General features: G+C 67.7%; 15 protein-coding genes. 8 read left to right on the top strand and 7 right to left on the bottom strand.

The features are described from left to right. Positions 1 to 4 precede the first annotated feature (4 nt). The 6 genes from FHU39_RS20645 to FHU39_RS20670 are packed head-to-tail and all read left to right on the top strand — an operon-like array spanning position 5 to position 7120. Positions 5 to 436 carry a RidA family protein gene (locus FHU39_RS20645; protein WP_183322608.1) on the top strand — a complete coding sequence of 144 codons (432 nt, stop codon included), beginning with the start codon at positions 5 to 7 and terminating at the stop codon, positions 434 to 436. Continuing rightward, a complete protein-coding gene (locus FHU39_RS20650) occupies positions 433 to 1107 on the top strand; it encodes a DUF1028 domain-containing protein (RefSeq protein WP_183322609.1) in 675 nt (224 codons plus the stop codon). Before FHU39_RS20645 ends, FHU39_RS20650 begins: the two co-directional genes overlap by 4 nt. After that, on the top strand, positions 1100 to 2227 hold the full coding sequence (locus tag FHU39_RS20655) for a M20 family metallopeptidase (protein ID WP_183322610.1): 1128 nt from the start codon (positions 1100 to 1102) through the stop codon (positions 2225 to 2227). Before FHU39_RS20650 ends, FHU39_RS20655 begins: the two co-directional genes overlap by 8 nt. Beyond that, positions 2227 to 4332 (top strand): oxidoreductase, encoded by a 2106-nt coding sequence (locus FHU39_RS20660; protein WP_183322611.1) that lies wholly within the window; start codon positions 2227 to 2229, stop codon positions 4330 to 4332. The genes FHU39_RS20655 and FHU39_RS20660 overlap by 1 nt, the downstream gene beginning before the upstream one ends. Then, complete coding sequence (locus FHU39_RS20665; protein WP_221185754.1) at positions 4329 to 5861, top strand: amino acid permease; 1533 nt, start codon at positions 4329 to 4331, stop codon at positions 5859 to 5861. Before FHU39_RS20660 ends, FHU39_RS20665 begins: the two co-directional genes overlap by 4 nt. 11 nt (positions 5862 to 5872) lie before the next feature. Next, positions 5873 to 7120 (top strand): flavin-containing monooxygenase, encoded by a 1248-nt coding sequence (locus tag FHU39_RS20670; RefSeq protein WP_183322672.1) that lies wholly within the window; start codon positions 5873 to 5875, stop codon positions 7118 to 7120. 6 nt (positions 7121 to 7126) lie between these two features. Here FHU39_RS20670 and FHU39_RS20675 read toward each other — a convergent pair whose 3' ends face one another. From FHU39_RS20675 to FHU39_RS20700, 6 genes are all read right to left on the bottom strand, one after another. Then, complete coding sequence (locus FHU39_RS20675; RefSeq protein ID WP_183322612.1) at positions 7127 to 7552, bottom strand: PPOX class F420-dependent oxidoreductase; 426 nt, start codon at positions 7550 to 7552, stop codon at positions 7127 to 7129. 39 nt (positions 7553 to 7591) lie between these two features. Next, positions 7592 to 8428 carry an Fpg/Nei family DNA glycosylase gene (locus tag FHU39_RS20680; protein WP_183322613.1) on the bottom strand — a complete coding sequence of 279 codons (837 nt, stop codon included), beginning with the start codon at positions 8426 to 8428 and terminating at the stop codon, positions 7592 to 7594. A gap of 3 nt (positions 8429 to 8431) precedes the next feature. Further along, positions 8432 to 8845 (bottom strand): aspartate 1-decarboxylase, encoded by a 414-nt coding sequence (panD, locus tag FHU39_RS20685; RefSeq protein WP_183322614.1) that lies wholly within the window; start codon positions 8843 to 8845, stop codon positions 8432 to 8434. Positions 8846 to 9014: 169 nt separating this feature from the next. Beyond that, complete coding sequence (locus FHU39_RS20690) at positions 9015 to 10067, bottom strand: ABC transporter substrate-binding protein (protein WP_221185756.1); 1053 nt, start codon at positions 10065 to 10067, stop codon at positions 9015 to 9017. A gap of 44 nt (positions 10068 to 10111) precedes the next feature. Next, positions 10112 to 11008, bottom strand: a complete 897-nt coding sequence (locus FHU39_RS20695; RefSeq protein ID WP_221185757.1) for an ABC transporter permease subunit — start codon at positions 11006 to 11008, stop codon at positions 10112 to 10114. Then, entirely contained in the window at positions 10998 to 11801 is an 804-nt protein-coding gene (locus tag FHU39_RS20700; RefSeq protein WP_183322615.1) for an ABC transporter ATP-binding protein, read from the bottom strand. The genes FHU39_RS20695 and FHU39_RS20700 overlap by 11 nt, the downstream gene beginning before the upstream one ends. 189 nt (positions 11802 to 11990) lie before the next feature. Between FHU39_RS20700 and FHU39_RS20705 the strand changes: the two genes are divergently transcribed. Both FHU39_RS20705 and FHU39_RS20710 read left to right on the top strand, forming a co-directional pair. After that, the gene (locus tag FHU39_RS20705) at positions 11991 to 13625 is read left to right on the top strand and encodes an ATP-binding protein (protein ID WP_221185758.1); all 1635 of its coding nucleotides are present in this window, start codon (positions 11991 to 11993) and stop codon (positions 13623 to 13625) included. Further along, positions 13622 to 14284: a response regulator gene (locus FHU39_RS20710; RefSeq protein ID WP_183322616.1), complete on the top strand. Its 663-nt coding sequence runs from the start codon at positions 13622 to 13624 to the stop codon at positions 14282 to 14284. Before FHU39_RS20705 ends, FHU39_RS20710 begins: the two co-directional genes overlap by 4 nt. Before the next feature lie 49 nt (positions 14285 to 14333). On the opposite strand, the gene FHU39_RS20715 is transcribed toward FHU39_RS20710, so the two are convergent. Next, positions 14334 to 15134: a fused MFS/spermidine synthase gene (locus FHU39_RS20715; RefSeq protein ID WP_183322617.1), complete on the bottom strand. Its 801-nt coding sequence runs from the start codon at positions 15132 to 15134 to the stop codon at positions 14334 to 14336. Positions 15135 to 15163 lie beyond the last annotated feature (29 nt).

Raw genomic sequence — 15163 nt, forward strand, 5'->3', positions numbered from 1 at the left:
CGACATGGCAAGCGCACCCATCGTGGTCGGCGGACACACCCGGATCCGCCCGTTCAACACCCGAGACACCTACCCGGAGCAGAAGCTGGCGAACGACCTGTGCCAGGCGGTCGTCGCGGGCAACACCGTCTACCTGCGTGGACAGATCGCCCAGGACCTGGACACCCGCGAGAACGTCGCCGTCGGCGATCCGGTCGGGCAGGCACACAAGGTCGCCGACAACATCCTGATGCTGCTGGACGAAGCCGGGGCGAAACCGGAGCACATCGTCTCCTGCAACATCTACCTCGTCGACATCCGCTACCGCGAAGCCATCTACCGCGTGCTCGGTGAGCGCCTCGCCGGCGTCTTCTACGTGTCCACCGGGATCACCGTGGCAGGTCTGGCACGGCCCGAGTGGCTCGTCGAGGTCCAGGTCACGGCGGTGCTCCCGTGACCTTCTCGATCGCCGCGCGCTGCGAGCGGACCGGAGCCTTCGGCGTCGCGGTCAGCTCATCCAGCCCCGCCGTCGCCGCCCGGTGCGCCTTCGTCCGTGGCGGGGTCGGCGCCGCGTGCAGCCAGAACATCACCAACCCGCAGTTGGGGCCCGCGATGCTGGACCGGCTCGCGGCGGGTGACAACGCACAGGGGGCCCTCGACGCGGTCGTGGCCGGCGAGGAGTTCAGCGCCTATCGGCAACTCACCGTCGTCGATGCATCCGGTCGTGCCGCGACCTTCAGCGGTGACAAGACCCTCGGGATCCACGGCAGCGCCACCGGGCCGAATGTGGCGGCCGCAGGAAATCTGTTGTCGTCGGCGCAGATCCCGCAGTCGATGGTCGACGACTTCGCACACACCGGAGCGCTGCCGCTGGAGGAGCGGTTGCTGTCGGTGCTGCGCGTGGCACTGGATGCCGGCGGTGAGGCCGGCCCCGTGCACTCCGTCGGCCTGCTGGTCATCGGGGACGCGCCCTGGCCGGTGACCGACCTGCGCGTGGACTTCCACGACGACCCGATCGGCGAGCTCGGGCGGCTGTGGGAGCTGTGGGCGCCGCAGGCCGCCGACTACATCACCCGCGGGCTGGACCCGCGCCTCGCGCCCGCCTACGGGGTGCCCGGCGATGAGTGACCCGAAATTTGTTGCGGCCGAGGCAATCTCGCGCCGAAAAGCTCAACTCGTCGAGCTGTCCGAGCGGATCCACGCCACCCCCGAGCTCGGCTGGCAGGAGCACCTGGCCAGCGGCTGGGTCGCCGACGCGCTCGCTGACGCAGGGTTCACCGTCGAGCGTCCCTATCTCGGCCTCGACACCGCGCTGCGGGCCGGCTTCGGCAGCGGACCGCACACGGTCGGCCTCTGTGCGGAGTATGACGCCCTGCCCGGTCTCGGCCACGCCTGCGGCCACAACCTCATCTCCGCCATGACCGTGGGTGCCGCGCTCGCGCTCGCCGCGGTGGCCGACGAGGTCGGGCTCACGGTCGTGGTCTATGGGACACCCGCGGAGGAAGGGCTCGGCGGAAAGTGCGAGCTGCTGGACCGCGGCGCGTTCACCGAGCTGGATCTGGCGATGATGGCCCACCCCGCACCCGAGGACGATCCCGACCCGGCCGCCCTCGCGGTGTCGCACTCGCGCATCAGCTACCGGGGCAAGGCCGCCCATGCCGCAGGTGCACCGCAGGAGGGCGTCAACGCCGCGGACGCCTTCACCATCGCGCAGACCGCCATCGGACTCCTGCGGCAACAACTCCCCGCCTCGGTGCGGGTGCACGGCGTGGTCACCAATGCCGGTGAGGCGCCCAACGCGATAGCCGAACACACCGAGGGCCGCTGGTACGTCCGTGCCGAGACCCTCGAGGAGCTGCACCGGACCGAGGAACGCGTCTGGAAATGCTTCGAGGCCGGTGCGCTGGCGACCGGCTGCACCCTGGAGATCACGCCGGAGAGCCAGCCGTACAGCGAGATGCGCACGGATCAGCGCACCCTGGCGCTCTACACGGCGAACCTGGAGAAGCTCGGGCGCGTCATACCCGACGGCCCCGGCACCATGAGCCGGGCGTCCACCGATTTCGCGAATGTCTCGCAGGTCGTCGACGCGATCCACCCCTACATCGGGATCGGGTCGCTGCCCGCCGTCAACCATCAGAAAGAGTTCGCCGCCGCGTGCGTCGGACCCACCGCAGAGCGTGCGCTCCTGGACGGGGCAACTGCGCTCGCCTGGACCGCCATCGACCGATTCGCGAGGAGCAACTGATGACCGAATCATCGCCGTACGACATCCTTTTCGAGCCCGTGCAGATCGGGCCGGTCACCACCAAGAACCGCTTCTACCAGGTGCCGCACTGCAACGGCATGGGCTACCGCGACCCGAGCGCGCAGGCCGCGATGCGGCGCATCAAGGCGGAGGGCGGCTGGTCGGTCGTCAACACCGAGCAGGTCGAGATCCACCCGACCTCCGATATCGCACCGTTCATCGAGCTGCGGATCTGGGACGACCAGGACCTGCCGCACCTGGCGCGGATCGCCGAGGCCATCCACGAAGGCGGGGCGCTCGCGGGGATCGAGCTGGCGCACAACGGGATGAACGCGCCCAACCTCTACAGCCGCGAGATCCCGCTCGGCCCCATGCACCTGCCGGTGGCACCCGACACCATCGCCCCGATCCAGGCCCGGGCGATGACCAAGCGCGACATCGCCGATCTGCGTCGGTGGCACCGCACCGCCGTGCGCCGCTCCATCGACATCGGCTACGACCTGGTCTATGTGTATGCCGCCCACGGCTATTCGGGCCTGCACCACTTCCTGTCCCCACGCTACAACCAGCGCACCGACGAATACGGCGGCTCGCTGGCCAATCGGATGCGGCTGCTGCGCGAGGTGCTCGAGGACACCATGGAGATCGCCGACGGCAAGGCGGCCATCGCCTGTCGTATCGCGGTCGAAGGGGAGTACGGCCCGAACGGCGTGCACCGCGAGGACATCCAGGGCGTGCTGACCGAGCTCGGCGAGCTGCCCGATCTGTGGGACTTCGCGATGGGCTCCTGGGAGGAGGACTCGCTGACCTCCCGCTTCGGGCCGGAGGGCAGCCAGGAGGAGCACGTCGCCGGCCTGAAGGCACTGACCAGCAAGCCGGTCGTCGGCGTCGGCCGTTTCACGTCACCGGACGCGATGGTCCGGCAGATCCGCAAGGGCCTGCTCGATCTGATCGGCGCTGCGCGTCCCTCGATCGCGGACCCGTTCCTGCCCAACAAGATCCGGGACCGGCAGCTGGAGAGCATCCGCGAGTGCATCGGCTGCAATATCTGCGTCACCGGCGATCAGACGATGTCGATCATCCGCTGCACCCAGAACCCGAGCATGGGCGAGGAGTACCGCCGTGGGTGGCACCCGGAGCGGGTCAAGCCCAAGACGTCGGACGCACGGGTCGCTGTGATCGGTGCCGGACCGGCCGGGCTGGAAGCGGCGCGCGCCCTCGGTGTCCGCGGCTACGACGTCAACCTGCTGGAGGCCGGCCGTGAGCTCGGTGGCCGGGTGACCCTGGAGTCGAAGCTGCCCGGACTGTCCGCATGGAACCGGGTGCGTGACTACCGGGTGCTGGCTATCGAGGCCATGCCGAACGTCGAGGTCTTCCGGGAGAGCCCGGTGACGGCCGAGGATGTCCTGGAGTTCGGCTTCGAACACGTGCTGGTCGCAACGGGATCCACCTGGCGGGCCGACGGCGTCGGTCGCTTCCACACGACGCCGATCCCGGTCGACGGTATCGAGGTCTGCACACCCACCGACGTACTCGCCGGCAGACTGCCGACCGGTCAGCGCGTGGTCGTGTACGACGACGACTACTACTACATGGGCGGCGTCATCGCCGAGGCGCTGCGTGCCGCCGGCAAGGACGTGAGCATCGTGACGCCGTCCGCGCAGGTGTCGCAATGGACGGTGCACACCTTCGAGGTGGGCAAGATCCAGCGCCGGCTGATCGAGGCGGGCATCGTCCGCCACACCGACCACGCAGTAGTCTCGGCCGCTGCCGGCGGGGTGACGATCTCGAGCGTATACACCGAGCAGACAACGCAACTCGAGGCCGACGCGCTGGTCATGGTGACTGCGCGGCTGCCGAAGGACGAGCTGTTCACCCAGCTCGAGGCACGCATCGGCGACAGCGACCTGCTGACCGTCCGAGGCATCGGCGACGCCTGGGCACCGGGCACCATCGCGGCCGCCGTCTGGTCCGGCCGCCGAGCAGCAGAGGAGTTCGAGATGGACCTGAAACCCAATGACGAGGTGCAGTTCCGGCGCGAGGTGACCGCGCTCGACCCGATCTGGCCGGGTGTCACCCTGCAGGCAACCGGAGCCGGGAAGTGAGCACCGTCGTCGAGCAGGAGGAAGCCGTCAGCGAGCACGACTCGCGCTTCCGGCCGAGCCTGGGGCGGTTCGACATCATCCTGATGTCGATCGCGGCCACCCTGTCGATCGACACGATCGGCCAGATCGCCGCGAACGGTGGCGCCCAGGCGTTCACCTGGACCGCCGTCATCGCGCTGACGTTCATGCTGCCCTACGGGCTGATCATGGCCGAGCTGGGCAGCTCGTTCCCGCAGGAGGGTGGCCCATATGTCTGGGTTCGACTGGCAATGGGGCGATTCCACGCCGCACTCTCGACGATGCTCTACTGGGTCACGAACCCGGTGTGGCTGGGTGGCTCGCTGGCGTTCCTCGCGATGGCGACCTGGAGTGACTTCATCGTCAAGACCGGCTCGGGCAGCTTCGGCGACTACGCCTTCAAACTGATCTTCATCTGGGCCGCCATCGTGGCCGCGATCAGCAGCCTGCGCTACGGCAAGTGGCTGCTCAACATCGGTGCGATCGTCAAGGTCGGCCTCGTGGTGGTCTTCGTCGTCACGCTCATCGTCTACGCGAGCCAGCACGGCGTGCACGGGTACGCCGCCGGCGACTTCTCACCGACGACGGGCGGCTTCCTCGCCAGTGCCCCGGTGATCCTGTTCGCGGTGGTCGGATTCGAGGCGCAGAACGGCGCCGCCGAAGAGATGCGCAACCCGAAGCGGGATGTGCCGGTCGGGATCGGTTCCTCCGCCCTGGTGTCCGCATTGTGTTACCTGGTGCCCATTTTCGGGATCCTGATGGTGTTGCCCAGTAACAAGATCAGCGGTGCTGCCGGCTTCATGGACGCGATCCGGACCGTGTTCTCGGTGTATGGCGGTGCCTCCACCGGGTTGTTGAAGCTGGTCGCGATCCTGTTCATCTTCGTGTTGTTCACCCAGGGCGCGGCATGGATGATCGCGTCCGACCGGGTGCAGGCGATCGCCGGTGCGGACGGGACGTTCCCGCGCTACTTCGGGGTCTTCAGCAAGAACCTCGGGACACCGCTGCGGGTGAACATCCTCTCCGGCGTCGTCGCGACCGTCTTCACAATCGTGGCCACCAAGGTGACCAGCGGATCCGCCGGCGCCGCCTTCGAAGTCGTCCTCAACGTGGCCGTCAGCACCCTGCTGCTCAGCTATCTGTGGATCTTCCTGGCGGCGTGGATCCTGCGGCGGAAGTACCCGCACGCCGAGCGGCCCTACCGGGTGCCCGGTGGGCGGATCGGGATGGGCGTCGCGACCTTCGTCATCTACGCCTGGGTGGCTGTCGGATCGTGGACGACGGTCTTCCCGGACACCATCGAGCGGCTCTTCGGGGTCGGCTACGACTTCGAGGACAGCTGGGGCGTCAGCAGGCTGACCTTCGAGGTCTTCACGCTCGGCACGCTGGCCGTCATCACGATCTGCTGCCTCGCCGGTTACCTGGTGGGACGCAGGACCGACACCGGTGCAGGCGACTTCAGCGCGGCGATCATCGCCGAGCTGGAAGCAAACGAAAAGGCGCAAGGCTGATGGGAATTGAGATGAACGACAACGTTGAGGTCCTGGTGGTCGGTGGCGGCCAGGCGGGCCTGGCGATGAGTGAACACCTGGGTAATGCCGGTATCGGCCACCTGGTGCTGGAGCGTGACCGGATCGCCGAGAAGTGGCGCACCGGACGGTGGGACTCGCTGGTCGCCAACGGCCCCGCCTGGCACGACCGCTTCCCGACGATGGAGATCGAGGGCGCCGACCCGGACGGTTTCGCGTCCAAGGACCAGATGGCGCACTACTTCGAGACCTTCGCCAAGCAGATCGAGGCGCCGATCCGCACCGGTGTCGAGGTGCTCTCGGTGGAGCGGCGAACCGACGGCCCCGGCTTCCGGGTGGAGACCTCGGACGGCACGATCGATGCGCAGTTCGTGGTCGCCGCGACGGGACCGTTCCAGAATCCGTCGATCCCGCCGATCCTGCCGTCGGACACCGGGATACATCAGCTGCACTCGAGTGACTACCACAATCCGGGCCAGCTGCCCGACGGCAATGTGCTGGTCGTCGGCGCCGGATCGTCCGGTGTGCAGATCGCCGACGAACTGCGCCGGTCGGGTCGCCAGGTCTACCTGTCCGTCGGTCCGCACGACCGCCCGCCGCGGAGCTACCGGGACCGCGATTTCTGTTGGTGGCTGGGTGTTCTCGGGCTCTGGGACATGGAGACGCCGCCGCACGGCGCCGAGCACGTCACCATCGCGGTGAGCGGTGCGGGCGGTGGCCGGACGGTCGACTTCCGGGCACTTGCGCAGAGCGGCATCACCCTGGTCGGGCGGACCGCGTCGTACCAGGACGGCGTGCTGCGTTTCGCGTCCGACCTGGCCGACAACATCCGGGGCGGCGACGCCAACATGCTCGCGCTGATGGACGCGGCGGACGCGTACATCGAGCGCAACCGCCTGGATCTGCCGCCCGAGCCGGAGGCACGTGCGCTGTTGCCGGACCCGGAGTGCATCACGCATCCGTTGTCCGAGTTGGATCTCGCGGACGCCGGCATCACGACCGTGCTGTGGGCGACCGGATTCACCACGGACTACAGCTGGTTGAAGGTCGACGCGCTGGACGAGCAGGGTCGCCCACGGCACCGCCGGGGCGTGTCCAGCGAGCCCGGCGTCTACTTCCTCGGCCTGCCGTGGCTGTCGCGTCGCGGCTCCAGCTTCATCTGGGGCGTCTGGCACGACGCGCGTTTCATCGCCGACCAGATCGGCATCCAGCGCAGCTACGCCCTGTACGGGACCAGCTGAGAGGGTTCACCGCACCAGGCCGTAGAGGTGGTCGACATGCAGGTGCAGCGGCACCCGCCGGTCGGCGACCATCGCCCGCCGGTAGTCGTCCCAGTCGGGGTGCTCCCCGGAGATGGCGCGGTAGATCGAGATCAGTTCCTCGACGCTGGCGTCGTCCTCCGCCGTGGCCACCGGCAGCACGGTGGCGGTCACGTCGGCGGCGGCATACGACCAGCCGGAGCTGCCGTTGACGAGAACGGTCGCCCGCGGATCACGGCGCAGGTTGGCGGTTTTCGCGCGACCGTCGGTCACCGAGACGCGGATCAGGTCCTGCTCCGGGTCGTAGGTGTAGCTGATGTTCGACAGCTGCGGTCGGCCGTCGCGCCTGATCGTGGCGAGGGTCGCCAGATGGCTTCCGGCGATGAGGTCGCGGAGTGCGGTGTCGTCGGTCATGGGGCCTCCTACGGGTCGCCTCCAGGGTATGCCGGGCAATCAGTCCTTGACCGTCCGGCGTCGCGAACGGGGTTGACACTTCTTGCACCAGAAGAGGTTCCGGCCGGTGAGTACCTGGGTGCTGACCGGAGTGCCACAGACCAGGCATGCCTGACCGTCGCGGCGGTAGACGTAGACCTCCCCGCCGTGCTTGTCCACGCGCGGGTCACGGCCCATCGCCTCCGGCATGTGCTCCGGATAGACGGTGTCGATGCGGCCGTCGCGGACGCCCAGCGGCATCAGCTCGACCAGGTCGTCCCACAGCAGGTCGAACTCCGCGCCACGCAGGAACTTGCCGGGCATGAACGGGTCGATGTGGTGTCGGTAGAGCGTCTCGGCGCGGTAGATGTTGCCGACGCCGGCGAAGATCTGCTGGTCCATCATCAGCACCCCGATCGGGCTGCTGGACCTGCGGATCCGGGCTCGGGCGACCTCCGGGTCGGCGTCCGGTCGCAGCGGGTCGGGGCCGAGCTTGGCGACGATCGTGTCGATCTGCTCCGGCGTGCTCAGCTCGCAGATGTTCGGGCCGCGCAACTCCATCGTCACGTCGGGGGAGAAGGCGGTGAGCCGCCATCGGGCGTTCTCGGTGGGTGGGTCGGCCTCGGGGAAGAAGAAGAATTTGCCGATCAGGCCGAGGTGGATGTGCACCTGCTCCGGAAGCTCCTCGAAGCCGATGAACATGTGCTTGCCGAAGGCCTGCGCCGTTTCGAACACCCGGCCGTCGAGGACGTCGGCCCCGGTGAACTTGCCCTGCGGTGACGTCGAGCGGACCTCCCGGTGCCCGAACTCACGGTTCAACTCACCGCTGATCCGGTGGGTAACATGTCCCTCCGGCATACGTCAGGACGCGGCGCGCGCCGACTTCAGGCCGCTTCCGGCGGGTGCGAAGCCGGGGTCGTCGCCGATGGAGACCTGGCGGTTGGCGGCGTCGACGAAGACGACCGATCCCTTGAAATCGCGTGCCTCGGCGTCCTCGACCTGGCCGTAGCCGATGATGATCACCAGGTCGTCGGGCTTGACCAGGTGCGCTGCCGCGCCGTTGATGCCGATGATCCCGCTACCCGCCTCGCCGGTGATGACGTATGTCGACAGCCGGTTGCCGTTGGTGATGTCCACGACGTCGACCTTCTCGCCCTCCAGCAGGTCGGCCGCCTGCAGCAGGTCCGCGTCGATCGTGATGGACCCGACGTAGTCGAGGTCGGCCTGGGTCACCGTCGCACGGTGGATCTTGGACTTCATCATCGTCCGGAGCATGGGAGAAGGGTACCGAGGGCAAGCGGTTCGCCGAAGGGCGGCGGCCCGGATCTGGCGACCGAACGACAAGCCGACGGCCCGGCGCAGCGACGATCAGGACTGGTGAGGAAGCACACGAACGCAGTGACGTGCTTCCCCACCAGCCCCGTGAGGAGCGGAGCCAGAAGACTCAGCTGGCGTCCGCCTTCTTGGCGAACTGGGTGGTGTAGGTCTTGCTGATGTCGATCTGGTCCTTCTTCGGCTTGACCGACGGAGAGAACGAACCGAGCACATTGAGGGCGTTCTTGGCGCCGGCCGCGTCCATCACACCGGTGTCGTTGAAGATGCCCTTCGTGCCCTGCAGCGCCTGCACGTAGAGCGCCGGGTCGCTGCCCTTGTAGTCGTTGGGCATCTTGTCGGAGATCTGCTGCGCGCTGTGACTGTTGATCCACTTCAGCGTCTTCACGAACGCGTTGGCGACCTTCTGCACCGTCTCGGGGTTCTTCTTGACGTAGTCGCACGACATGTACAAGGAACTGGCCGGGTAGAGGCCACCGAGCGCCTTGCGCGTGCCGGCCTCGGTGCGCATGTCGAACAGCACCTTGCCCTCATCGGTCTTGGTGAGTTGCGCGACGGTGGGGTCTGTCGTCATACCCGCATCGATGCCACCGGACTTCATCGCGGCGATGAAGGTGGCGTCCGCCCCCGCCTTGACGGTCGTGTACTGCTTGGTGGAAATGCCCGCGTTGCCGGTGAGGTACTGCGTGAGGAAGTCCGTCGAGCTGCCCTGGCTGGTCACACCGAGCTTCTTGCCCTTGAGGTCCTTGGCGCTGGTGATGGTCGCGGCGTCCTTCTTCGACACCATCTCGACCTCGCCGGGGACGTTGGCGAACTGCACGACGCTCTCCAGGCACTTGCCCTTGGACTGCATGTCGATGGTGTGGTCGTAGAACCCGACGACGCCCTGCGCCTTGCCGGCGATCAGCGAGGTCTCCGCGGTGACGCCGGCCGGGGTGTCGATGAGCTGGACGTCCAGGCCCTGGTCCTTGAAGTAGCCGAGTTGCTGGGTGAGCGCGGCGGGCAGGTAGATGACCTTGCTCATGCCGCCGACCATGATCTTCACGGTGCCGGACGAGCCGCCGCCGTCGGCGCCCGTGGCGTTGTCCTTCTTGGTCGCGCAGCCGGTGAGGGCGAGCGCACCCGCCATACCAAGGGCGGCGATTCCGGCGAATTTCTTGTGCATCAATGGATTTCCTGACTCTGCGAAATGAATGTGGGTGGTGGCGGTCAGACCGCGACGGTCTCGATCTGCGACGGGGGACGCCACTTGAGCAGTCGGCGCTCCAGGTAGCCGAGCAACAGCTCGGCGATGAGGGCGAGGACGGTGCTGATGACCATGCCGCCGTAGATGGCGGCCGAGTCGAACGCGGCCAGGCCGGTGGAGATCAGCAGGCCGATGCCCTTGGTGGAACCGGCGAACTCACCGACGATCGCGCCGATCAGCGCGAACCCGAAGGCGGTGTGCAGCGACGCGAGGATCCAGGACGTGGCGCTCGGCACGACGATCGATCGCAACACCTGCAACCGCCCGGCGCCGAGGATGCGGGCGTTGTCGACCAGGTTGCGGTCCACCTCCCGTGCTCCCTGGAAGGCGTTGAAGAAGACCGGGAAGAAGACCAGCACGGTCGCGGTCGCGATCTTGGACTCCATGCCCAGGCCGAACCAGATGATGAAGATCGCCGCGAGCACGATGCGCGGCACCGCGTTCGCCGCCTGGATGAACGGCGAGAGCACCTCGGCGAGCAACCGGGCACGGCCGAGGAGTATGCCGAGCACGACGCCCGCGACCGCACCGATCAGGAAGCCGTAGACGGCCTCCTGCAGGGTCACCGAGATCTGCTCCCAGATGGGTCCCTGCGCGGTGCCGTCGGTGAACCAGGTGACCAGCTTCTTCCAGATCAGGCTGGGCTGCGAGTAGAAGAACGGGTCCAGCCAGAGGCGGACCGAGAACTCCCAGAAGGCCAGCACACCGACGAGCACGAGCACCCGCAGGCTGTAGACGAGAGCCTTGTGCTTGCGCAGGCGGGCACGTGGGTCGTGGGCCTGCTCGGCCGGTGCGGGGACTGCGCCGGTCATGGCGCCGGACGTCGCGGTGCCGGGCGCGTCGAGGGTGTCAGGCGACACGGGATGCTCCTTGTGCTCGGGCAGTCTCGACCTCGGAGGACAGCGACTGCCAGATCTTGGAATAGGTTTCGATGAATTCGGGGGTGAGGCGCAGCTCCTCGACGTTGCGGGGCCGCGGCAGGTTGATGCGGAAGTCGTCCTTGATCCGGGCGGGGCTGGCCGTCATGACGACGACCCGGTCGGCGAGGGCGATGGCTTCCTCGAGGTCGTGGGTCACGAAGATGACCGCGGTCCCCGTGCCGGACCACAGGTCGAGCAGTTCGTTCTGCATCAGCGCCCGGGTCTGGACGTCGAGTGCGGAGAACGGCTCGTCCATCAGCAGGATCTTCGGCTCGTTGACGAGGGTCTGGGCCAGCGCGACACGCTTGCGCATGCCGCCGGACAACTGGTGCATGTAGGACTTCTCGAATCCGGCGAGGCCGACGCGGCTGATCCAGTCCATCGCCATGGCGTGCGCTGCTGACTTGGGGGTGCCGCGCCACATCGGCCCGGCCGCCACGTTGGCGAGCACGTTGCGCCAGGGCAGCATCGCGTCCGCCTGGAACATGTAGCCGACGCCGTCCGGGATGCCTTGGACCGGAGTGCCGTTCACCTGCACGCTGCCCTCGGATGGTGGCTCCAACCCGGAGACCAGGGACAGCGTGGTGGACTTCCCGCAACCGGTCGGGCCGACCACGGCGACGAACTCACCGGGGTCGACGGTCATGGTGATGTCGGAGACGGCGGTGTGGGTGCCGCCACCGGCTTTCACGAAGCGCTTCGTCGCGTGTGAAAGTTCGACGAGATGCGACATACGCGTCCTTTCTCTGATGGGAGTGCTGTGACTGCGCTCACATCGAGCGAGGCACGGTGCAGGACGCTATGGGTCACGGGGAGCGGCTGTCTGCCTTGCGTGCGTTGCCCGGTTTTCGCGCGCTGAGCGCGTTTTGCGCGTTTTGCATCCAGGGCGCGAATGCAGGCCGACGCCCTATCGTTGTCGGCCATGACCCGTGCACAGCGGCGCGGCGGCCGCGGGTTGCGGCGGCTGCCCTTCACCCGCCAGATGATGCTGCTGCAGGTTGCCGTCGTGGCAGCTCTCGGTGTGGTCAGCCTGCTCGTCGCCGGCTTCTTCCTGCGGGCCTCGCTGCAGCACCAGTACGAACAGCGGGCGCTGGCGGTCGCGCGAGGCATCGCCGCCGACCAGGGCCTCGGTGATCTCGTGGTGAAGGGCAAGCAGCCGCAGGTGGAGGCCATCGCCGCGGCGCAGGAACACGCGACCCGGGCGCTCTTCGTCGTGGTGACCAACGACCGGGGCGTCCGGCTCGCGCACCCGAACCCGGACGAGATCGGCAAGGTGGTCAGCACCGATCCGGACGAGGCGCTCGCCGGCAAGGACAACGTGTCCATCGAGCGCGGGACGCTCGGGCTGTCCGCACGAGGCAAGGTCCCGTTGCGCGACTCGAACGGCCGCATCGTCGGCGAGGTCAGTGTCGGCTTCGCGGCCACCGACATCAGCGACGCACTCTGGCGGGTGGTGTTCATCGTGCTGCCGTGGGCGCTTGCGGCCGTGCTGATCGCGGTGCTGCTGACGGCGTTACTGGGGCGCCGTCTCAAGCGGCTGACGCTGGGATTGGAGCCGTCCGAGGTGGCAGACCTGGTGCGAGAGCGTGAGGCGGTGCTGCACGGCATCTCCGAAGGCGTGCTCGCGGTCGACCCCGACCACCGCGTGACGATGTGCAACTCGGAGGCGATTCGCTTGCTGGGTAAGGAGATTCCGATCGGCAGCGACTTGGACGAGTTAGCGCTCGCACCGGATCTGCAACGCCTCATGAGCCACCCGCAGGAGGACCGACGGGCGGTCACCGCAGTCTCCGGCAGCCGGGTGCTCGTGGCCACCCACCGGCCGGTGGCGCTCGCGGACGGCACCGATCTGGGTGGCGTCCTGACGGTGCAGGACCGGACCGAGCTCGAGGAGTTGACCAGTGAGCTGGCGGGCGTGCGGAGTATGACGAGCGCACTGCGTGCGCAACGCCACGAATTCGCCAACCGGATGCACACGGTGATGGGGTTGCTGCATACGGCGAGCGTCGATGACGCGATCGAATACCTCTCGGACAGTGTGAAATTCGCGACGAACGAAGAGATCAGCGAGAACCCTGCGGTGCGATCGAGCACCATTCGGGCGTTCTTCGCAGGAAAGCAGTCTGCGGCCGCCGAGTCCGGTGTCACGCTGACGCTCTCGGAGCAGAGTTGGGTGCCGCAGAAGCTGGTTGCACCGGTCGAGGTCATCACGGTGCTCGGCAACCTGGTCGACAACGCGATCGAGGCGGCCCGCAGTTCGGCGGCACGGCCGGCCAGGGTCGAGGTCGACCTGCTCACCGACAGGAACGATTTGGTGATCTCCGTGGCGAACACCGGCGACGGCATTCCGGAGCACCGCGCAGAGTCGATCTTCGTCGGCGGCGTCAGCTCCCGGGGAACCGGACGTGGAATGGGACTGGCGATCGCGCGAGCCACTGCCGAAGGACTCGGTGGAGAAGTGCGACTAACCTCGCTCGGGGCGGAGGACTCGGACACGGTCTTCGTGGCGACGTTGCCGAACGTGCTGGAAACTGGCGAGATTCAGGAAGATCTATGAGAAGCGTCCTGGTCGTCGACGACGACTTCAGAGTGGCATCCGTGCACGCGTCATACGTCTCGGAGGTCGATGGTCTCGAGGTCGTGGCCGTCGCGCACACCGCGGTTGATGCACTGCGTGCGGTGACGGAGCTGCAGCCGGACCTGGTGCTGCTGGACAACTATCTGCCGGATCAGCCCGGACTCGAGCTGTGCGCGCAGCTGGCCGGGGAGTCGTGCGACGTCATGATGATCACCGCGGACGGGGCGGCCGAGTCGGTGCACGCGGCGCTGTCGGCCGGTGCGGTCAACTACGTCGTGAAACCGTTCCGCGCCGAACAGCTCACCCGCCGGCTGAAGGCGTGGCAGCGGTACCGGGGTCGGGTGGGGCACGGGCTGCTCGATCAGGACCAGATCGACACGGCGATGCGGGCGCTGCACGAGGGTGACCGACCACAGATGCCCAAAGGCCAGTCGCCGGTGACTGCTTCGCTGGTGCGGGACGCGCTCGAGGCATCCGACGAACCCCTGTCGGCGGCCGACCTCGGCACAACCCTCGGCATCGCTCGTGCCACGGCGCAGCGTTACCTGGCAGGTCTGGTGGATGAAGGGGTTGCGGTGATGCGGCTCCGGTATGGCGGTACGGGCCGCCCGGAGCACGAATACGAATGGCGCCGCTGAGTAGCCCGGAGCTTGCGGAGGGCGTATTGAAGGATGGCGCCGTTGAACTTCAACGCACGCGCCAGGCGCCGAGGTCCGGCGGCGTCGGAGAGGGGATGACGTCGTCGTCGGTGAAGGGCTTCGCGGTGCCTTGCAGCGTTTTCGCTGCCCGGACGCTCGTGGTAGCGGCCAACCGCGTTGCACGGCGGCGGATCTCGTCGATGTTGAGGGCCTGGTCGGCCGCAAGGACGACGTAGTTGCCGAAGCGTCGGCCCTTCATGACGTCGGCGAGAGCGAGCACCGCAGCATCGGCGAAAACCATTGCGAGCGTTGCCAACACGCGTGCAAGGTGCCGCCGGTTCGGTTCGTCGGCAAGGTTGAGGAGCAGCAGTCCTGCGGGTTTCAGGACGCGCCGGTAGTGGACGATCGTTGCCGGTGAGATCAGATCGGCGGGGACGCGGCCCACGTCGTACGCATCGACGACGACGGCGTCCGCGGAGTCCTCCCGCAACGCGCGGACCCCGGTTGCCCCGTCCTGCGGGCGCACGCGGATGCGGTGGTTGCGGGGGAGCGGCAGCTCGCGGCGGACGGCCTCGGTGAGTGCGGTGTCGGGCTCCAGGACGATCTGGGGCGAACCCGGGCGGGCGTGCTGCACATAGCGCGGGAGGGTCAGTCCGGCACCGCCGATGTGCGTGACACCGGCCGGTCCCGGTGGCAGCAGGTCGATGCCGATCGCGAGTTGTGCGACGTACTCGAAGGCGAGCAACTCCGGGTCGTGCAGGTCGACGTGTGACTGCGGGTGGCCGTCACGGAGCACGGTGACGCCACCTCGGTCGTCAGGTCGGAATTCGAAGTGCGGCTCGTCGGTCACGGGATCAGCGTATGTGGGAGCATCGCGCC

This window comes from Flexivirga oryzae, from assembly GCF_014190805.1.
Lineage (GTDB): Bacteria > Actinomycetota > Actinomycetes > Actinomycetales > Dermatophilaceae > Flexivirga > Flexivirga oryzae.